Source organism: Pseudomonas sp. URIL14HWK12:I6, assembly GCF_000514195.1.
Taxonomy (GTDB): domain Bacteria; phylum Pseudomonadota; class Gammaproteobacteria; order Pseudomonadales; family Pseudomonadaceae; genus Aquipseudomonas; species Aquipseudomonas putida_A.
Map to the genome: position 1 here is coordinate 75,250 of NZ_AZVL01000020.1, position 20,254 is coordinate 95,503.

10 protein-coding genes are annotated in these 20,254 nt (G+C 60.3%); 5 read left to right on the forward strand and 5 right to left on the reverse strand.

Annotated features, from left to right (window positions below; genetic code table 11):
* Position 1 precedes the first annotated feature (1 nt).
* A complete protein-coding gene (locus H043_RS0122165; protein ID WP_027613700.1) occupies positions 2–1,576 on the forward strand; it encodes an ABC transporter ATP-binding protein in 1,575 nt (524 codons plus the stop codon).
* A gap of 233 nt (positions 1,577–1,809) precedes the next feature.
* Here H043_RS0122165 and H043_RS0122170 read toward each other — a convergent pair whose 3' ends face one another.
* Both H043_RS0122170 and H043_RS0122175 read right to left on the reverse strand, forming a co-directional pair.
* Positions 1,810–2,127, reverse strand: a complete 318-nt coding sequence (locus H043_RS0122170) for an SCP2 sterol-binding domain-containing protein (RefSeq protein ID WP_027613701.1) — start codon at positions 2,125–2,127, stop codon at positions 1,810–1,812.
* A 64-nt stretch (positions 2,128–2,191) separates the two neighbouring features.
* Positions 2,192–2,902 carry a histidine phosphatase family protein gene (locus H043_RS0122175; RefSeq protein WP_027613702.1) on the reverse strand — a complete coding sequence of 237 codons (711 nt, stop codon included), beginning with the start codon at positions 2,900–2,902 and terminating at the stop codon, positions 2,192–2,194.
* Between the two features lie 204 nt (positions 2,903–3,106).
* Here H043_RS0122175 and sohB point away from each other — a divergent pair, with 204 nt between their 5' ends.
* Together sohB and H043_RS0122185 are read left to right on the forward strand one after the other, a co-directional pair.
* Positions 3,107–4,138: a protease SohB gene (sohB, locus tag H043_RS0122180; RefSeq protein WP_027613703.1), complete on the forward strand. Its 1,032-nt coding sequence runs from the start codon at positions 3,107–3,109 to the stop codon at positions 4,136–4,138.
* Between the two features lie 187 nt (positions 4,139–4,325).
* Positions 4,326–9,056 carry a DUF6543 domain-containing protein gene (locus H043_RS0122185; RefSeq protein ID WP_027613704.1) on the forward strand — a complete coding sequence of 1,577 codons (4,731 nt, stop codon included), beginning with the start codon at positions 4,326–4,328 and terminating at the stop codon, positions 9,054–9,056.
* 24 nt (positions 9,057–9,080) lie between these two features.
* Here the strand turns inward: H043_RS0122185 and H043_RS0122190 are convergent, their stop codons facing one another.
* The gene (locus tag H043_RS0122190) at positions 9,081–9,575 is read right to left on the reverse strand and encodes a DUF934 domain-containing protein (protein ID WP_027613705.1); all 495 of its coding nucleotides are present in this window, start codon (positions 9,573–9,575) and stop codon (positions 9,081–9,083) included.
* Positions 9,559–11,217: a nitrite/sulfite reductase gene (locus tag H043_RS0122195; protein ID WP_027613706.1), complete on the reverse strand. Its 1,659-nt coding sequence runs from the start codon at positions 11,215–11,217 to the stop codon at positions 9,559–9,561. Before H043_RS0122195 ends, H043_RS0122190 begins: the two co-directional genes overlap by 17 nt.
* Before the next feature lie 524 nt (positions 11,218–11,741).
* Between H043_RS0122195 and H043_RS0122205 the strand changes: the two genes are divergently transcribed.
* Positions 11,742–12,815, forward strand: coding sequence for an ABC transporter substrate-binding protein (locus H043_RS0122205; protein ID WP_027613707.1), 1,074 nt, complete (start codon positions 11,742–11,744; stop codon positions 12,813–12,815).
* Positions 12,816–12,821: 6 nt separating this feature from the next.
* Here H043_RS0122205 and H043_RS0122210 read toward each other — a convergent pair whose 3' ends face one another.
* A complete protein-coding gene (locus H043_RS0122210) occupies positions 12,822–13,040 on the reverse strand; it encodes a DUF2970 domain-containing protein (RefSeq protein ID WP_007967863.1) in 219 nt (72 codons plus the stop codon).
* A 177-nt stretch (positions 13,041–13,217) separates the two neighbouring features.
* Here H043_RS0122210 and H043_RS0122215 point away from each other — a divergent pair, with 177 nt between their 5' ends.
* Positions 13,218–20,234: an NEL-type E3 ubiquitin ligase domain-containing protein gene (locus H043_RS0122215; protein ID WP_027613708.1), complete on the forward strand. Its 7,017-nt coding sequence runs from the start codon at positions 13,218–13,220 to the stop codon at positions 20,232–20,234.
* The last annotated feature ends 20 nt before the right edge of the window (positions 20,235–20,254 follow it).

Consider the following 20,254-nt stretch of genomic DNA (forward strand, 5'->3'; position numbering starts at 1 on the left):
GATGAGCGATAACCTGATTGAAATCCGCGACCTGCGTGTGGCATTCAACGGCCAGCCAGTGGTGCATGGCATCGACCTCGATATTCGTCCGGGCGAATGCCTGGCGCTGGTCGGGGAGTCTGGCTCCGGCAAATCGGTGACCGCCCACAGCATCCTGCAATTGCTTGACCCGAACATCACGCGGATCGATGGCAGCATTCGTTATGCCGGTGAAGAGCTGCTCGGTGTGCATGAGCGCTATCTGCGCCAGTTACGGGGCAACCGGATCGCGATGATTTTTCAGGAGCCGATGAGTTCGCTGAATCCGCTGCACACCATCGAACGGCAACTCGGCGAGAGTCTGGCGCTGCACAAAGGCCTGGCGGGCGCGCAAGCCCGTGAACGGATTCTTGAACTGCTCGAACTGGTGGGGATTCAGAAACCGCGCGAACGGCTCAAGGCCTATCCGCATCAACTCTCTGGAGGTCAACGCCAGCGGGTGATGATTGCCATGGCGCTGGCCTGCGAGCCGCAACTGCTGATCGCCGACGAGCCGACCACGGCGCTGGATGTGACGGTGCAGCGCAGGATTCTGTTGCTGCTCAAAGACTTGCAGCAGCGCCTGGGCATGGCGCTGCTGATCATCAGCCATGACCTGAATCTGGTGCGCACCATTGCGCAGCGGGTGGCGGTGATGCGCAGTGGGCGGATCGTCGAGCAGGCGTCGTGCGAGCAGCTGTTCCGTGCGCCGCAGCATCCTTACAGCATCGAATTGCTCAACGCCGAGCCCGGGGGCGAAGCGCTGTGCCGGGATGTCGCGCAGGACTTGTTGCAGGTGCGCGATCTGAATGTGCGTTTTCGCCTGGGCGGCGGTTGGCTGCGGCCGAAGAATTGGCTGCAGGCGGTCAAGGGCATTGATCTGAACCTGCAGCGCGGCAAGACGCTGGGGATTGTCGGCGAGTCGGGCTCGGGCAAGTCGACCTTGGGTCAGGCGATTTTGCGCCTGATCGACGCCGAGGGCAGCATTCGCTTTGCCGGTGAGGCGCTGGAGCAATTGAGCGGCAAGCAGCTGCGGCCGCTACGCAAACGCCTGCAAGTGGTGTTTCAGGATCCGTTCGGCAGTCTCAGCCCGCGCTTGTGTGTGGAGCAGATCATTGCCGAGGGCTTGCAGGTACACAGCGACTTGAATGCTGCCGAGCGTGAACAGGCGGTGATCGATGTGCTGCGCGAAGTCGGTCTCGATCCGGCGACCCGACATCGCTATCCGCACGAGTTTTCCGGTGGCCAGCGCCAACGGATTGCCATCGCTCGGGCGCTGGTGCTCAAGCCTGATTTGATTCTGCTCGATGAGCCGACCTCGGCACTGGATCGCACGGTGCAGAAGCAGATCGTTGCTTTATTGCGGCGGCTGCAGGAAGAGCATGGGCTGACTTATCTGTTCATCAGCCATGACCTGGCGGTGGTGCGGGCGTTGGCTCATGACCTGATAGTGATGAAGGATGGCGAAGTGTTGGAGCGTGGCGAGACCAGTGCGCTATTCAGCGATGCGCAGCATCCGTATACGCAGGAGCTGTTGGCGGCATCATTTGCTGGTTGATGACAGCTCCAATGTAGTAGAAGGTGCATGCCACGGTTTATGGTGCGCCACGTGACCAATGTGGGAGGGGGCTTGCTCCCGAAAGCGGTGTGACAGGCGGCAAAACTTGTGGCTGATCCGACGTCTTCGGGAGCAAGCCCCCTCCCACCTATGACCTGTTTATGACGAAACCTGGGAGTCAGACGCAAAAATCCCGCCACAGGGGCGGGATTTTCTTCAAACCGAACCAAGTCTTACGACGGGAACAGCTCGGACAGCTTCATCGACAGCATCATGTCGCCTTCAACGCGCAGTTTGCCGCCCATGAACGCTTGCATGCCGTCGGTTTCACCGCTGACGATGTCTTTCAGGGTTGCACTGTCCAGTACCAGGGTGCAGTTGGCGTCCGGGTTTTCACCTTCCTGGATGTCGCAAGTACCGTCTTTGACGATCAGCGCGTAGTGCTTGTCTTCGTCGGTGATGTTGAAACCGAAAACCAGATCCAGACCGGCAGCAGCGGCTGGGTTGAACTTGGCTTGCATCGCTTTTACGGCATCAGCTACGGAGGTCATGGTTCGATCCTTTCTTGGGTAATAGGCGCTGGTTGATTACAGCAAGGGTCACAATTATCCGGACTCAGCGGAAAGTGATGAGTTCCGGAGCCTTCAGCAGTTGCAGGTGTGCGTGACTGTTGAAGGAGGCCAAAGCCACCTCGCGACCGCGGAACTTCAGCTGGTTGAGCGAGGTGTTGACGATTTGCCAATTCAGTTCAAAGGCCTGCCGGGCAGGCATCTGGGTAATCAGGTGGAGCAGGGCGGTGATGGTGCCGCCGGAGGTGAACACGGCGATTTTCTGGTTGCCGTCGGCCTGTTCGAGGATCCGGTGCAGTCCGGCCTGTACCCGCTCGACGAAACCCAGCCAGCTTTCCAGCCCGGGGGTGTCGTAGGTGCCTGCCAGCCAGCGCTCGATGACCAGGGCGAAGATACGCTGGAATTCGGCGCGGTTCTGCGCCGCGTTGCGCAGGATGTCGATGGCTTCCGGCTCGTCCTCGAGCATGGCCGGGATCAGGGCGCGGATGATCGCGTCGGCATCGAACTCGTTGAACGCAGAGTCGGTCTCCAGCGTCGGTACCGACAGGCCCTTGGCGCTGAATTGCTCCAGCGCACTGCTGGCCGTGTGCTGCTGACGACGCAGGTCGCCGGCCAGGCAGCGATCAAAGCGGATTCCCAGCTCGGCGAGGTGCTGGCCGAGGACTTCTGCCTGGCGCACACCGATGGGCGACAGGACGTCATAGTCGTCTGCACCAAAGGAGGCCTGGCCATGTCGAATCAGATAGATGCTGCCCACGTCCGCGTCATCCCGGTACGTTGAAGGTTTGGCGAGGTTATGAGGATGAAAGAGTGCTGTCAATGAAAAAACATACGCTTGTTTGAAATGCTCGTTACAGGCCTGTTGCCAGAGGTTTCACGGCTGGCCGACGAGGCGGCGCATGGGTATGCTGGAACCATCCCGCGCGTGTTTTGCATCCGCGCATTGTTTTAAGGAGTCTCTGTGGAGTTTTTCACCGAATACGCCAGCTTCCTGGCCAAGACCGTAACGCTGGTGGTCGCCATCCTGGTGGTGCTCGCCAGTTTTGCTGCATTGCGCAGCAAGGGCCGGCGCAAGTCGGCGGGGCAGTTGCAGGTCAGCAAGCTCAACGATTTCTATAAAGGCTTGCGTGAACGTCTGGAGCAGACCCTGCTCGACAAGGATCAGCTCAAGGCTTTGCGCAAGGGCCAGGCCAAATCGGAAAAATCCGAGAAGAAGCAGAAGAACAAACCCGAGAGCAAATCCCGGGTGTTCGTGCTCGATTTCGACGGTGACATCAAGGCCTCGGCCACCGAGAGCCTGCGTCACGAAATCACCGCACTGCTGACCCTCGCCACGCCAAAGGACGAAGTGGTACTGCGTCTGGAAAGCGGCGGCGGCATGGTGCACAGCTACGGTCTGGCGTCTTCGCAACTGGCACGTATTCGCGAAGCCGGCGTGCCGTTGACCGTGTGTATCGACAAGGTCGCGGCCAGCGGCGGTTACATGATGGCGTGCATTGGCGAGAAGATCATCAGCGCGCCGTTCGCGATTCTCGGCTCGATTGGTGTGGTGGCGCAGTTGCCCAACGTCAACCGTCTGCTGAAAAAGCACGACATCGATTTTGAAGTGCTGACCGCCGGTGAGTACAAGCGCACCCTGACCGTGTTCGGCGAAAACACCGAAAAGGGCCGGGAGAAGTTCCAGGAAGACCTGGACATCACCCATCAGCTGTTCAAGAACTTCGTTTCCCGTTATCGCCCGCAACTGGCCATCGACGAAGTGGCCACCGGTGAGGTCTGGCTTGGTGTTGCAGCGCTGGACAAACAACTGGTCGACGAACTCAAGACCAGCGATGAATACCTGGCAGACCGGGCGAAGAAAGCCGAGGTTTATCACCTGCATTACGCCGAGCGCAAAAGCCTGCAGGAGCGCATCGGCATGGCTGCCAGCGGTTCAGTGGATCGCGTGCTGCTGAGCTGGTGGAGCCGCTTGACCCAGCAACGCTTCTGGTAAGAAAAGGCCAAAGAAAAACCCCTTTCACCGTAACGGTGGAAGGGGTTTTTTTATGGTGGCGGTATATATGTATAGTTTGAGTTTGAATAGTTGATTCGAACTTGAAGTTTTTCATCGGCAATTCGCGCTTTTATAAAAAGGCCTGCTCGATAAGCTGTTGCTACTTTCGGTTTTCGAGATATTCAGTATGTCTTCCTTACCTGTACAGGCTGTCGCGCCTGTATTAACACCCGAACAAAAAGGCATGTTCTTTGAGTTAATCAAGAACAATGCTCCCGGCTGGCTGCTGTCGGCATCGGATGAACTGCGTCAGAAACTTTACCAAAGCATGATGGCCAGCCATCGCGCCCAGAGTGAAATGGACCCGTTTCTGAAGACGCTCAAGTCGCCCGAAGCGTTTTGCGCCCCGTTACTGACCAGCGCCATGTCGCAAAAGCTCGGCATTTCGCTAGATATCAGCGGAGTGATTTTTCAGCACGTGCGCTCCACTTCCAGTCTGTTGGGCTTGCGCAGGAAGCTGGTATTGCCGATCGATCGGGATCTGCTGATGGCCGCCTGCGAGAATTTCGAAATCAGCGAGACCCAGGCGGCAAATTACAACGACACTTCATTGATCTATATCCCCGAAAAAGTCACTGGTCGGGAAGCTCGTATATTACCGATACAACCCCATGAGTTTGCGCGATTGTGTCGGACGCTGGATTTGGGAAAACAGTATCAGGAACACCTTCGTGCGGTGTTCAACATCAGCGCCGATGATCATCCATTACGCAGCAAGTTTGTTGCGAACTTGCAATGTCGCTTCGAGGTGGATCGGCATATAGCAGTAATGAAGAACCATATCAGTGTCGAAGTTCATCGGATGTTACAGGGAGTAAAGGAGCGCGCGGGCCGGATCAGGCTGGGAAACAACACCCTGGGTTATCAGGCCTTGCGGATGCTTGGCGCCACACTCAACGGTGCGCTGTTTATCGGCCCGGTCAGCGAGCACGCCGACAACGACTACCGTTGCGTTGTTTACCTGCCAGGTGATCCTCTGCACCCACTCAAGGAGTACTCGTCCTTCAGCAATTTCGAGAAAGAGCTGAGCGAGCGATTGAAAGACAGGGGATTTCGCCAGTTCTTCATGCGCTATATCAAGATCGGCGAACGCGCCGCGTGGGTGACGGACCTCGAACAGCGCCTGTATCCACGCAGTCACTCGATGCTGCCTCCTACGGTTTTGTATGTGACATTGTCCGGTGTCGATTTCGCGGGTGATCCGTTCAATCTGATGTATCGCCAACACGCCGAACAAACCATGGCGGACGCGCGGCTCATTGTGGTTCCCACGGACGATGAGGACGAAAAAAGCCGACTTGCCCGACTGGACACCTACAAGGCGATCGGCCTGGATCTTTTACTGGTGGCCGCATCGTTCATCCCCGTTGCCGGTGAGTTATTGCTGGCGGTCACGGCGGTGCAATTGCTTTCGCAGGTTTACGAAGGGATCGCCAGCTGGTCCAGAGGCGAGCAGGAACAGGCAACGGATTATTTTTTCGATGTCGTCGAAAACCTGATTCTGATGGCGGCTTTCGCCGCCGGTACGCGAGCGGTGAGCAGCGCGTTCAAAGTCGTCCGGTCATCGGCGTTCATTGAGCGCTTGCGCCTCGTCAACCTGGCTTCAGGGCAGCCTCGCCTCTGGAAGCCCGACCTGCGCCCCTATCGGCTGCGTCGAGCACCGCCTGCCGGAGTGCGACCCGATGAGCGAGGCTTGCGCTGGGTCGATGGCCAGGCGTTTCTGACGCTCGATACACACCATTATGCGGTGCGGCCCGAACCGCAGACCGGATTGTGGGAGGTGATGGCGCCACCGGCGTCTACGATCCGCTATTCGCCGCTTCTCGAAACCAACGACCGGGGGGCCTGGCGGCATGATTCAGAACGGGTTCAGGACTGGGATCGATTAAGACTGTTTCGCCGCTTCGGCTACGCGCGCGAGGACGTGTCGGACGCCGTCGCGCTGCAGATCCTGGACGTCAGTGGCATCGAGGACAGCGTGATGCGCCAGGTTCATGTGGATCGTGGCCATCCGCCGGCGTTGTTGGTCGACACGCTCCGGCGGTTTCGCGCCGATGCAGTGGTGACGGATTTCATCGATCAACTGCAGATTCCGCTGTCGGCGCCCTTGGCAGACCCTGACCTGCAATTACACTTGTTGACCACCTCGACTGCCTGGCCGGCCGACACTGTGGTCAGTGTCCTCGATGCTGCGGGCGCGCAACTGAGCCGTTATGGCGCGCCAACCGCGACCACGACCCTGACCATCAGCCAGCAGGACTTGAGCGGAGGGAAACTCTACCGGTCTCTGCTGGCGGCCCTCGGTAACCGGCAGCGCGAGAGCCTGCTCGGGCTGACCTCCCTGGACCCGGCCGTTCAGGCCCGCAGGCTACAGCAAATCGTCGATGCACAGGCGCAAGGTCATCGGGTGCAGCTGTTCCAGCGAATCTACAGGCGCACCGAAGTGGCGGGTAATGGCAGGGTGTCGTTCCTTCAGCACTCCTTCGCCGATCTGCCCGCCAGTGTTGCCGAAGAATTGGTGGAGGGTGCGTTGAGTGGCGAGGCGCAAGAGCTGGATGCGGGTCGCGTACCGTTGCGACTGGCGCAAGAAGTCCGTCGATATCAGCGGGCGATCGCTGTCTGTCGGGCCTATGAAGGGTTGCACCTGGATAGCGGCGGTGGTCAAGACACCCACCGCGTGGTGCTCGATGCCCTTGAGCACTTGCCGGGTGGGTCGGGAACGTCATCGTCGCAGATACAGGACGCAGCGGTCAGTCACGACGAGCGTGCGGCGACGGGATCAGGCAAGCCTTATTTTCAGGTGCTATGGCAGGGGATGTCGACGCATCACCGATCCGCGCTGGGCCTCTCGGGCGAAACAACTTCGCAAGCACTGCGGGAGAAAATCACTCAGCTTGCCTACGAACGTCGAGCGACGTTCGCCAGGACGATTGGCGAGCGCCCCGGCGCTGTTTCGCCCCTGAGGCGGGCACACCGTCCACAGGCAGGGGCAGGGACACATTCCGGTACCGATATTTCGGTGATGATACGCCGTGCCCAGGAACTCTATCCGGCACATTCCCCTGCGCAGATCCATGCGCTACTGAACGCCCTGGGCAGAAATGAGATATCGGTGTTGATGAAGCTGGAGATGCTGCGACGGGAATTTCTCGGTATCCGCGAAGCCTTGAACCGTTGGGTGACACGGGACACCTGGTGCAATGGCGTTGATGGTTCATGGCGTGAAGTTCCACGGGCGGCCAAGGTTCGTGCGATGCGCGCGATCATCCGTTGTTGGCGCAGAGAGCCAGGATCTTTTGACGATGCCTTGCCCGATACCTTGAGCTTGGCCCCGGAGCCTTTGGGCGAGTTGCCATTGGTGGTCGGCGACTTCCGCCATGTCACGCATCTGGTGATGGACGGCATTAATCCGACATTGGGGCTGACGGCGTTTCTGCATAATTTCAGCAACCTGCGAAGTCTCTCCCTGAGGGGAAATCAACTGACCCGGCTACCGTTGGCGCTGGAGCGTTTGCCCTGGTTGACGCATCTGGATCTGAGTGACAATCGGATTCGGCTGCCGTCTGCATCGGCGCCAGCGCTGGTGCAGCTGACCCACCTGCGGGTACTGGATCTGGATTTCAATCCGGACCTTGTGCATGCCCCGGATGTCAGTCTGCTGCCGAACCTGGAAATACTGCGCTTGCGTGGCTGCGCCATTGATCGCTGGCCTGAAGGGATTGTCGGTTTGAACCGACCGCAATTGCTCGATTTGCGCGATAACCAGATAACGGCCATACCGCAGGCGGTGCTCGCGGGGCCGCCGGCGTTGAACCGCGCCATCCGGCTCATCGGCAATCCCTTGGCGCCTGACGCCTTGCTGAAGATTGTTGCGTACCAGCAGGCGAACGGTGCCAGTTTAGGAGTGATCGGCCGGGCCTATCGTCATCAGCCAAGACCGGGTGTGCAGCCTGAGGGCCAGAGTGCTCCCTGGTTGACCGGCCAGCCTGCCGCCGTAGCGACGCCGCGCAGCGTGATGTGGGAGGCCGTGAGGGCCGCGCCTGGCTCGCGGGATTTCTTTGTCGTACTTTCGCAATTGATCCATACGGCTGATTACACCAGGTTGTACCCGTATTTCAGTGAGCGCGTGTGGAATGTCATCGAGGCAGCGGCTGAAGATACATGGCTGCGCGGCCGGTTGTTCAGCACGGCCCGTGTCGGCACCACCAGCGTCGATGGCTACTCGGCGGTGTTCAGCGAAATGGAAGTTCAGGTGTTGTGCTATCGGGCCATGGTCGCGTCCGGAGTCGGCGGCGCATCGCTCGAACGGCAATTGACCGGGCTGCTCAGAGGCCTGTTCCGCTTGCAGGCTTTGGAGCAGCAGGTCGTGGCGGATATCAATGCCAGCGCCCAACCGAGGGTCTACGAGCACGCACTCGAATTCAGTCTGGCCTATCGGGTGGGACTGGCGGGACGGCTCGATCTGCCGGGACAGCCAAGGGCGATAAGCAGCCCTTTGAATGTCGAGGTATCGCAGGAGAACCTGGATCAGGCCTATCAGGCCGTCATGCGTATGGAAAGCTCTTCAGCGTTTCCTGACTGGTGCGTCAGTCAGCGATTCTGGGTCGAATTTCTCGAATCAGTCCACCCTGATGCTTTCGCCGTCATCAATGATCGGACCGCACGGGCACTGGCGCGTCTTGACGGGCAGACCGAACTCGCGCGCGATCAGGCAGCGGTGCAGATGAACGCGATTCACGACAATTTCAGAAATGAACGTCAGGCGCTGATTCGCCAACTCACCGATCAGGCACTCGCGCGCCATCCGGCCAATGAGCTGGCCAGTTCGGATACAGAAGAGGAGGGAAGTACGCCTTGAGCAGGTGCTCAAGGCGTATTCGAGTCAGCGGCGACGGAACAGCGGCAGCGGTTCGTCAGTGGCGGCCTGGTAGGTCACCGAGAAGTCTTTCAGGCTTTCCAGTGCCTCGTACGGGTCCTTGTCGGCGCGCAGGGCGAACGCATCGAAACCGCAACGGTGCATGTAGAACAGCTGGTCGCGCAGCACATCGCCAATCGCCCGCAGTTCACCTTTGAAACCGTACCGGTCGCGCAGCAGGCGGGCGTTGGAGTAGTTGCGGCCATCGGTGAAGGCCGGAAAGTTCAGGGCAATCACCTGAAACTGATCCACGTCGTCACCGATTTCCTCGGCTTCTTCATCGGCGTCCAGCCACACACCCAGCCCGCCGTCGCGGGCCTTGAGCGCGTGAGCATGATCGCGCCACAGGGCCAGCGGCACGATCAGGTCGTCGCAGTTGGAGATGCCGTCGAGGGTCGCGTCCTTGGGCAGCAAGTGCCAGGTTTCGTCGACCACCTCGTTGTTCTTAATGATTCGCTGCATAGACGCGTTCCTTGAAGAGGTCGATGCCAATACGCTGGTAGGTGTCGATGAAGCGCTCGTCTTCGGTACGTTGTTCAACGTACACGTCGATCAGCTTCGAGATCACGTCCGGCATGTCGTCCTGGGCGAAGGACGGGCCGAGGATCTTGCCCAGGCTGGCGTCACGGCTGGCGCTGCCACCGAGGGACACCTGGTAGAACTCTTCACCTTTCTTGTCCACCCCAAGGATGCCGATGTGGCCGACGTGGTGGTGACCACAGGCGTTCATGCAACCGGAGATGTTCAGGTCCAGCTCACCGATGTCGAACAGATAGTCCAGGTCGTCGAAACGGCGCTGGATCGATTCGGCGATCGGGATCGACTTGGCGTTGGCCAGGGAGCAGAAATCACCGCCCGGGCAGCAGATGATGTCGGTCAGCAGGCCAATGTTCGGCGTGGCGAAACCACCTTCACGCAGCTCGCCCCAGAGGGTGAACAACTGGCTCTGCTCGACGTCGGCGAGAATGATGTTCTGCTCGTGGGAGGTGCGCAGTTGACCGAAGCTGTAGCGCTCGGCCAGATCGGCGACGGCATCGAGCTGCTTGTCGGTGATGTCGCCCGGAGCAACGCCGGTCGGTTTCAGCGACAGGGTCACGGCCACATAGCCCGGCTTTTTGTGCGCCAGGGTGTTGCGCGAACGCCAGCGGGCGAAACCCGGATGCTCTTTGTCGAGTTCGGCCAGGGCGGCAGTCTGGTTCTCCAGCGCCTTGTAGTCCGGATCGACGAAGTGCTTGGCGACGCGATGCAGTTCGGCTTCGGTCAGTGTGGTCTGGCCACCGCGCAGGTGTTCCATCTCGGCATCGACTTTCTGCGCGAACACTTCAGGGGTCAGCGCCTTGACGAGGATCTTGATCCGCGCCTTGTATTTGTTGTCGCGACGGCCATAACGGTTGTACACACGCAGGATGGCGTCGAGGTAGCTCAACAGGTCCTGCCATGGCAGGAATTCGTTGATGAAGGCGCCGACCACCGGGGTACGGCCCAGGCCACCGCCGACCAGCACCCGGAAGCCCAGCTCGCCGGCGGCGTTGTGGACCGGCTCCAGGCCGATGTCGTGGACTTCGATGGCCGCACGGTCAGCGGTCGAACCGTTGACGGCGATCTTGAACTTGCGCGGCAGGTAGGCGAATTCCGGGTGGAATGTCGTCCACTGACGGACGATTTCGCACCATGGGCGTGGGTCGATCACTTCATCGGCAGCGACACCGGCGAACTGGTCGGTGGTGACGTTGCGCAGGCAGTTGCCGCTGGTCTGGATCGCGTGCATCTGCACGGTGGCCAGTTCCGCGAGGATGTCCGGGATGTCTTCCACCGCCGGCCAGTTGAACTGCACGTTCTGCCGGGTACTGATGTGGGCGTAGCCCTTGTCGTAGTCACGGGCAATCTTGGCCATCATGCGCACCTGACGGGAAGTCAGTTGGCCGTAAGGCACCGCCACGCGCAACATCGGCGCGAAACGCTGGATGTACAGGCCATTTTGCAGGCGCAGGGGGCGGAATTCTTCTTCGCTCAGCTCACCTGCCAGATAGCGTCGGGTCTGATCACGGAACTGCTTGACGCGGTCCTCGATGATCCGCTGATCGTACTCGTCGTATACGTACATATAAGTCCTGTTCTCAGGCTTTGGGCTACTCGGAAAACGCTGCGTTTTCGCTTGCTGGAGTCCGATGGTGCCTCGGCAATTACGCGCGCACGGCCGCGCACTCCCTAACGGAGCCGGGGCAATATACCCGTTTGCAGTTATGCGCAAAAGTGATGTTTGAGTATATGTAAAGAACCAAATCGCCTAACGAGAATAGTTGTTGATTAACCCACATTTGTCGCGGGGACAATCATCGTCTTAACTGTGATCGAGTCTTTCTGCAATCACCGATAAAACCGACAAGAGGCGATGCAATGAGCAATCCGACCAAGGCAAGAAAAAGCGATAGCAGTGTCGATGCTTGGGCCATTCTGTTCCTGATTATTCTGGTAGTAGGGACGGCGGTATTCTGGGTCAGTCATCAGTAAACGACCGATCCGGGTCCGCTTCCGACGATTGTCGGACAAAAAACGGGATCAGGCGTCAATAGCCGCTGATTAGGGGGCTATAATGCGCGGCCATTTTTCCTTGGGCCCGGATCATTCATGTTGAAGTTTTTCCACCTCAGCCTTCTGCTGTTCGGTGCGGTTTTCGGCTCTGCGGCCCGGGCCGAGTCGGTGCTGTTCCTCAATCCTGGGTCAACTCAGGAAGCCTTCTGGGTCAGCTATTCGCAATTCATGCAGGCGGCCGCCCGCGACCTGGGCGTCGATTTGCAGATTCTCTATTCCCAGCGCCAGCCGGAATTCACCCTGGCTCAGGCCAGAGTTGCCCTGCAGGGACCGAATCGTCCCGACTATCTGGTATTCGTCAACGAGCAGTACGTGGCGCCGCAGATCCTGCGTATGGCGGAGGGCAGCGGGGTCAAGCTGTTCATGGTCAACGCGGTGCTCACCCCCGATCAGCAGGCGCTGATCGGCGAGCGTGCCGATCGCATCGGCAGCCTGGTGCCGAATGACGAGGAGGGCGGCTACCTGATGATGAAGGAGCTGATTCGCCTGCATCCGCCGGTGGCGCGGGGCGAACAGATTGAAGTACTGGCGTTTTCCGGCCTGAAGATCACCCCGTCAGCGCAATTGCGCGAGCAGGGCATGCAACGCGCCTTGGCCGAGTATCCGCAGGTACGACTGCGGCAACTAGTGTACAGCGGCTGGACCCGGCAACGTGCCTACGAGCAGGCGCGGCAACTGGTCAGCCGTTATCCGAAGGTGTCGCTGGTGTGGGCAGCCAATGATGAAATGGCCTTCGGCGCCATGCATGCGTTTGCCGAAGCCGGCAAAGTCCCTGGCAAGGATGTGCTGTTCAGCGCGGTCAATACCTCACCCGAGGCGTTGCAGGCGGTGGTCGACGGGCGCTTGAGCGCGCTGGTGGGCGGTCACTTCACTCTCGGCGGGTGGGCGCTAGTGGAGTTGCACGATTATGAGCAGGGCGTCGATCTGGATCGTCATGGCGGACGTGACCGGCAACTGTCGCTGCTGCAACTGATCGACAAGCATCAGGCACAGCAAATGCTGGCCATGGGCGCCGCGCCGGATTACGGCGTGAGTTTTCGCAAGTTGTCGGCCAAGGGCCACCCCACGTCGTATCGCTACCCGTTCAGCCTGCAGATCCTGATGCACTGAACCCTGTCAGACCCCGGCGAAATGCAGTACCAGCTTGACGATGACAAACAGCGTCAAGGCGAACACGGCGGTGAAGCCGATCCCCAGGATCACAAAATGGCTGGGCTTGCCATGGGTGAAGTCCCTTGCCCGGTTCTTCCCGCTTTGCACGCCGAATGCCGCAGCCATCACGCTGTGCAGCATCTGCCAGAAGCTCGGTGGCTTGTTGTCGACTGGATCGTCCATAAATCCCCCGTCCGAAAGGCTGTCCCGACAGCATAGTCAATCCAGCGGGTTGTGCCGTGGTCGCACGCGGGTTCCAGACTTGTCCGGTAACACGTCCATACCGATACGATAACTATGTACCGCAGATCACCGCGGCGGACATGGTGTCCTGTCCTCCCATTTTTCTGGAGAGACAGGATGTCCACTCATCCCCCGACATTGCCCCGCGCGCCAGTCAGTGCCAGCCTTCACGGCAAGCGGCTGGAGCAGATGATCCCCGATTGGCTGATCGCCGCTTCACCCGAGCGGCGAGCCGCGATGAAAGTGGCCAGTACCCGGCCAGCGCACGGCTATCACCATTTCCCTAATGATCAGCAACAAGCCTTGAAAGACCGGGTCACGGCGGCCTTTGTCGCCCAGAGCCGACTCGACAAGACCATGGCCGGCCTTGAAAGCGTCGATGCATTTGCCCAGGCGCTGCTTGGCAAGGCACTCAAGGATCAGTTCAACGTCACGGTCGATCTCGGCAAAACCTTGCTGTGTCTCAGACGGCCCCTCGAACTCGGGGTGCTGGAAGTTGAAGTTTCCACGTTCGAAGTGTTGAAGCTGCCCTTGCTGCAAGCGGCATTGCACAACTTCGAGGCTTCGGAATGTGAAACAGGTGCCTATCACGCCAGATCCGGTTTCGTGGTCGAGACGGCAACCCCGGGAGAGTTTCAGGCAGTAGACATCGGCATCACGGTCAGGCAGTTTCTGACGCTGTGTCGTTCGCTGGACGTCGGTGCCCGTTATCAGGCAAGGATCAAAGCGTTTTTCGAGAAAACCGACACCTTGCGCCGGCACTTCATTGCCAGCCAGAAAACCGCGTTTCGTGCCGCCGCTGAATGGGCGCTGCTGAAACAGGACATCGAGCCCGCCGACTACCGGATGATTCTGTCGGTGGTGGACGGCCAGATCCATCCGCAGCTCGGCGGCAAGGCCGTGTGGTTTCGCGACCTGAGCCTGATGAAGCGGCGGATGACCGGTTGCGTGGTGTTCAGCATCAGCGAGCGCTACCGCTACACCAACGAGTTCATCGTCTACATTCCCCATGACCCGCAACACCCGCTCAAGCGCTACACCATGGCGCAGATGCGTGAGGTGTTCAAACGCAAGTTCACCGCGACTGATCCTACGACTCCCGCGCAAGGACCGACTGCTTACCAGCAGTTTTTCAGTCAGTTCGTGGCCTATGCCGACCGTCCTTACTATTTCAGTCAGTTCACCCAAAAGGCTGCGGACTCCCCGAGTGACCCGTTGCATTCGATCTGGGTCAAGGTTGCACAGCTGATACCGCCACTGTCGACCATCGCGCGAATCAAGGAGCTGCCACCCGAAGCCCCCGGCAAGCGCGAGCCGCAGCCTGACCCGTATCTCGACCCGTTGCCGACCACGCGCAAAGGCGTGGCCGGGATCTGGGCCGACAACACCGATCTGTGGCAGTACCTCTATGAGCAGCACCAGGCCAAATTTATCGCCGATGCGAAGGCCCACGCCGTCCCCACAGCAGACGTCGACGCCCGGGTACGGGCAGAAAAACTCAGTCATCTGCTCGAGCTCGGCATGATGGCGTTGAACCTGGTGTCGATGTTTGTCCCGGTACTGGGCGAAATCATGATGACCGTGATGGCCGGGCAACTGCTCTATGAATCATTCGAAGGCGCCATCGAATGGTCGGAAGGTGATCGCCAGGCTGCCAAGGCGCATCTGGTCGATGTCGCGCAGAACCTGGCGCTGATTGGCGTGATGGGCGCGGTCGGCAAGGGTGCAGGCCGTCTCCAGGCGGCCTCCGCCGAGCCGGTGATCGAGCACTTGCAACCGGTCGAGCGACCTGATGGCTCGGTCCGCCTGTGGAAGCCTGATCTTGATGCTTACGTCAGCGACAGTGTCCTGCCGGCGAGTGCCGTGCCTGATGCGCAGGGCGTGTATCGATTCGACGGCAAGACCTTCATTCGCCAGCAAGGCAAGTTCTACCAGACGCACTACGACGAGACCCTGAAAAGCTGGCGCATCCGCCACCCGCATGATCCTGCGGCCTATCAACCGATCCTTGAGCACAATCGACTGGGGGCCTGGCGCCACAGCCTGGAGCGACCGTTGAGCTGGGATCGACTGACCCTGCTGCGGCGCATCGGGCATTCGACTGAGGCGTTTTCGGATGCGCAACTGCTCGAAATCGCCGATGTCAGTGGTGTCAGTGATGAGGCCCTGCGTCAGATGCACCTCGATCATCAGCCGGCGCCACTGGCCCTGGCCGACACGCTGCGCCTGTATGAGGCGGAGCAGCAGGTCGGGCGGCTGATTGATCAGGTCGAGCGAGGAACCAGCCTGGATGATTCGTATCTGCTGACGCTGCCGATGCTCACACAAATGCCGCGCTGGCCGAGCGGGTTGGTTCTGGAAGTCTTCGACGGAACGCAGCTGTCCGGCCCCAGCCGACTGTTCGGCGCGGAATCAGGCTTGATCGAGGGCCAGACGCGTACGCCGATCCAGGTGACCCGCGCCGAAGTGCTCGACGGCCAATTGCCTGAGCGTATTCTGGCCGCGCTGGATGAGCCGCAAACACGTTGGCTGCTGGGCGCCGAGCCGGCGCGCGTGGTCGAATCGCGGCCGCTGGAACTGCGCAAACAGATCGCCGATTACCTGCGAACCCGGCAGCCGGCGATGTTCGACAGGCTCTATGACGAGCCCGCGTTGAACGACCGGCGAATCGCCAGGCTACAAGCCGCCACACCGGGGTTGGGCAGCTCGGCGGCAATCCGCGTGCTGCTGGAGGCGAACGCCGAGGAACTGACGCGCCTGCAAAGCGGTGAGCGGGTACCGTTGCGGTTGCTGGAGATCTCCCGTGAATTTGCCCGGCAACGCCGCTTCAATCATGCGGTCGCCGGCCTGCACATGGAGAATTCGGGTGGCAGCGAAAGCCAATGGCTGGCCTTGCGCGCCCTGGAACGACTGCCGGGCTGGTCGGACGAGGTGCGTCTCGAGGTGCGCGAAGGCAGCCTCGACGGGCCGTTGATTGACAGTGTCGGCAGCGAAAGTGCCGGCCAGACCAAGTATCTGGTCAAGCGCGGGCCGGTCTATCAGGCGTACAACGAGCGCGGCGAAGCGCTCGACAGTGTTCCGCGTCACGGCGACAACTTCCTTGCCTCAATCCTCCATGCGTTGCCCGATCAGTCGCGGCAGGCCCTGGGTTTTACCCAGGTTGCGCGTAGCGCCGGACTGCGTCGGGCACTGATCGGGTATGTGGCCCGACACCGTGCCGAACTGGCTCGACTGGCGAGCAGGCGCCATGGCCACAAGCAACGCTTCAAGGCGCCGGTGCGGGTACGCCAGCACGGGCTGGGTTATTACGCCAGCGGTCGCGGCGAAGGCGTCAATCCGTTGCTGGTGACGCGCGTGCAGGACGTGTATCCGGCGCTTACCGATCAGCAAGCGGGCGGGTTCATCCTCAAACAACTGGCCGCCGGGCGGACTGACGCGCAGATCTACGAGCTGTTGCAAAGGCGCCTGCGTGAATGGCAGGAACTCGAATCGTCGCTGGCGCAATGGGAAGGTGTGCCGGCCCCGGAGTCGACATTGCAATCGATGATCGGCGGCCGATCCAGCGTAGTGCGCAGCCTCAAGCAGAGCTGGCGCAATTCGCCGCTGGCTGATAGTCACGCGAGTGCCGCACGCCTCGATCTGACCTGCGACGACCCGTTGCCGGTGCTGACCGCAGATTTCTCGCATGTGCGCGATCTGCGAGTCAGGGGGCGGTGCATCACCGATGCCAACGTCGATGAACTGTTGGGCAGTTTCCCCAGGCTCAAGGCACTGCGCATCAACGCCACCGCAGAAACGTTCACCAACGTGCCGGCAATGTTGCAGAACCTGCCGGAATTCACTTACCTGACGCTCTACAGCGCAATGCCCTATGCCGCCGATATGCCGGCTCGCCTGGCTCAACTGACCCGTCTTGAAGCATTGAGCGTCAGCACCTCGAGCTATCAGCCGCTGGCCTTCGACGTCAGTGGCATGCGTAATCTGCACACGCTGGAAATCGTCGCCTATTCATTGTTCAACTGGCCTGCGGGGGCGCTGGAGTTACCGGCCCTGGAACGTCTGAACCTCAGGGACACCGGAATCAGCACCGTGCCGGCAACACTGTTGCAGGGGCATGGAAAACTCTGGTCGGGGCTGTCGCTGGACTGGTCAAGATTCTCCCGGGAAAACTTCACGGGCGTGTACGAATACGTCAAGACCCATCCAGAACACCTGATCGATCGAGAGACGATGGTCAGGGATTATTGCCGCGGCGAGTTGCGGCGCCTGGGTGAGGGCGTGAATCAGTCGCCCGAGGGGGTGTTCAATCGTTTCTTCGAGCAATGGCCGGATGAGCAGCAGCGTTTCACCGCGATCAATGCCTTGAGCGATCAATATGCTGCGCTGGATAGCCAGCTCAGTCAGTGGCAGCAGCGCGTGGTGGTGTCGGAAGAATCGCTGCGCGAACTTGTCGCGCGATCAAACCTGGCCCATGTCCTGAAAACCAGTTGGCGCAAGGGCATGTTCAAGCGCTATGGCGCGACCATCAGTGCTTCGACCCTGGACTTGTCGGGGCTGATGCTCAGCGAACTGCCGGCGTTACCCGCTGACGCATTTGCGCATGTACGCACGCTGCTGCTCAACGGCCAGCGCGTTGCAGCCGTGCAGATGCGCGGTTTCCTCAGTGCGTTCAGCGAAGTACGAACCCTTGATCTGAGTGACAATGCCTTGCACGAATGGCCGATCGAGTCGCAGAGCCTTTCGCGCCTGGTGCACCTGGATCTGGCCGACAACCAGTTGACCGACGCTTCAGGCCTGGAGCGCGGATTGAGTGAATTGCCTGCGCTCGAACAGTTGAATCTGCGGAACAATCCGCTGAGCGAGATGAACGTTGGCAGCCTGCAGCGCTTGAAGGCCCTCGACCTGCAGGCAACGCACCTGCAACAGTGGCCGACAGGGGCCGAAGGTCTGCCGCAACTGGCGTGGCTGGATCTGCGCGACACCCGTATCAGCACGCTGCCGCCTGCCGTGCTTGAAAGCACCGCACTGCTCAATACCAACCTGACCGGTACGCCGCTGACCGCCGCGGCGTCGGCTGAACTGCGTCTGGCCCAACGGCGGCTCGAAGACACCCTCGGCCTGCCTGCCGGCGCACTGGATGCGTTTGCCCGGCAGCCGGTGCCGGCGACCTTTCCGCCGGCAGAGAACGGTGTATCAGTGGCCCGCCAGTTGCTGCCGCTGACGCAGGCGCCGGTCAGTACCGGGCTGACACGGATGCGCCAGGACCTGCAGCGAGTGCAGCCGGCCCTTAGCGATGAACAAGCCACGCAAATGATCGAGGCGCTGCGCAATGAGGGTGCGACCGAAGTGCAGATCAGCGAGCGGATCACCGGTTGGAGTCAGACCTTTGAAACCCTCGTTCGCCAACTCAATGGCTGGCTGTATACCCGGGAAACCCGTGGCGTCGACTGGGTCATCTCCTCGCAATCACGCAGCCTGGCGGCGTGGCGCATCCTCACCTGCTGGCGCGCACGGTTATCGGTTGCCGGGGGCGATGCGGTTCTGGATCTCAACGGCCTGCAATTGGGTGATCTACCGCCGCTGCCCGAGGACTTCGGGCATGTCAGCAGCTTGAACCTGACGGGCACACGAGTGACGGCCGAAGGCAGCAACGGCTTTCTCAAGTCCTTCACTCACCTGCGCGATCTGACCCTCAGTGGCAATGAACTCACCGCGCTGCCTGATGGCGTCCGGCAAATGCCGCAGCTCGAGCGACTCGAGCTTGCCAGCAACAACTTCAGTGACAGCGAGCCGCTGTATGCCGCGCTGTCCGGCCTGCAGCATCTGCAGGCACTGGACCTGAGCTACAACCATCTCGAGGCGTTCGACGTCAGTTATTTCGAGCATTTGCAAAGTCTGGATCTGCGCAACAACAACCTCACCGAATGGCCGGCCGGGACGCTGGATGCGCAGCACCTGCGGACACTCAACCTCAGTCGCAACGACATCACCGCCATCCCCGATCAGGCGCTGGACGGTCAGCACGATGAGCTGATGGACGGCACCGACCTGACTGACAACTACAACCTCTCGGAGGAATCCCTCGAAAGGCTCAGAACCTATCAGGCTGCGGGTAACCGCCCGCGAGTGCTCGGTTTTTCCAGTTCCGATCTGGAGGAAATGGCTGACGACGTTGCCGGCGGGCTCAGTGAAACCACCGACAGCATCGAGTCCGACGAAACCCTCCCGGGCGAACAGGCCCATGCGCAACAGAAAGCGCCGTGGCTGGCGAATCTGCCGGCGGATCAGGCGTTGGCACGCGACAAGCTCTGGGATCAACTCGCTGCCGAACCGGATAGCGCGGCATTCTTCCATTTGCTTGATCGATTGCAGGACACCCAAGAGTTTCGCGTGGCCAACGCCGATCTGACCCGACGGGTGTGGATGGTCATGGAAGCGGCGGCGGCCAACAGTGAGCTGCGCGAGGTGATTTTCGCCGGTTCGGCCACACACGGGACTTGCGTGGACGGGCGCATCCTTACGTTCAGTGGTCTGGAGAGCAAGGTCTTCACCTACAACGCCTTGCTCGATTTGCCGGCCGGCCGCCCGGGCATCCGCGGCGAGGCCTTGTTGTCGCTGTCGCGGCAGCTGTTTCGGCTGGACAAGGTCGATGAACTGGCAAAAGCGGCGGCGGCGCGCAGTGGTTTCGACGAAGCCGAAGTCCGCCTCGGTTATCGGATCGGTCTGACCGGGGGCTGGGACGATGGACTGGAATTGCCCGGGCAGCCGAAAAACATGAAATTTGCCTCCGGTGTCACCCCGCAGCAGTTGGTCAATGCGCGGGCCGAAGTGGTCAGCGCGGAACGCTCCGAGAGATTTCTGGAGGACCTGATCCAGCGCGATTACTGGCTGGACTATCTCAAGGAGCAGCAGCCCGAAGCGTTCAGACAAATGGATGAACTGCAGTTGATGGAGGGGGGCGAGGACGAAGGTCTGAGTGCTGACGATCCGCTGTATCTGAGCAGGTTGTTCGACCAGGCGGCCGCGCGAAATGCCAGGCTCATCGAATTGTCGCGACAGGAGATCGAACGGATCGGTTTGTCTGCCGGCAACGCACAAATGCCCGGTACGTCCGGGCAAATGTCAGGCGAGTAAAACCCGCTGAACGGTCAGTC

Bases quoted from the DNA above. Each gene is read 5' to 3' on its own strand.
- H043_RS0122215 (WP_027613708.1), top strand. From the start codon at position 13,218: ATGTCCACTCATCCCCCGACATTGCCCCGCGCGCCAGTCAGTGCCAGC.
- H043_RS0122210 (WP_007967863.1), bottom strand. From the start codon at position 13,040: ATGGACGATCCAGTCGACAACAAGCCACCGAGCTTCTGGCAGATGCTG.
- H043_RS0122205 (WP_027613707.1), top strand. From the start codon at position 11,742: ATGTTGAAGTTTTTCCACCTCAGCCTTCTGCTGTTCGGTGCGGTTTTC.
- H043_RS0122195 (WP_027613706.1), bottom strand. From the start codon at position 11,217: ATGTACGTATACGACGAGTACGATCAGCGGATCATCGAGGACCGCGTC.
- H043_RS0122190 (WP_027613705.1), bottom strand. From the start codon at position 9,575: ATGCAGCGAATCATTAAGAACAACGAGGTGGTCGACGAAACCTGGCAC.
- H043_RS0122165 (WP_027613700.1), top strand. From the start codon at position 2: ATGAGCGATAACCTGATTGAAATCCGCGACCTGCGTGTGGCATTCAAC.
- H043_RS0122170 (WP_027613701.1), bottom strand. From the start codon at position 2,127: ATGACCTCCGTAGCTGATGCCGTAAAAGCGATGCAAGCCAAGTTCAAC.
- H043_RS0122185 (WP_027613704.1), top strand. From the start codon at position 4,326: ATGTCTTCCTTACCTGTACAGGCTGTCGCGCCTGTATTAACACCCGAA.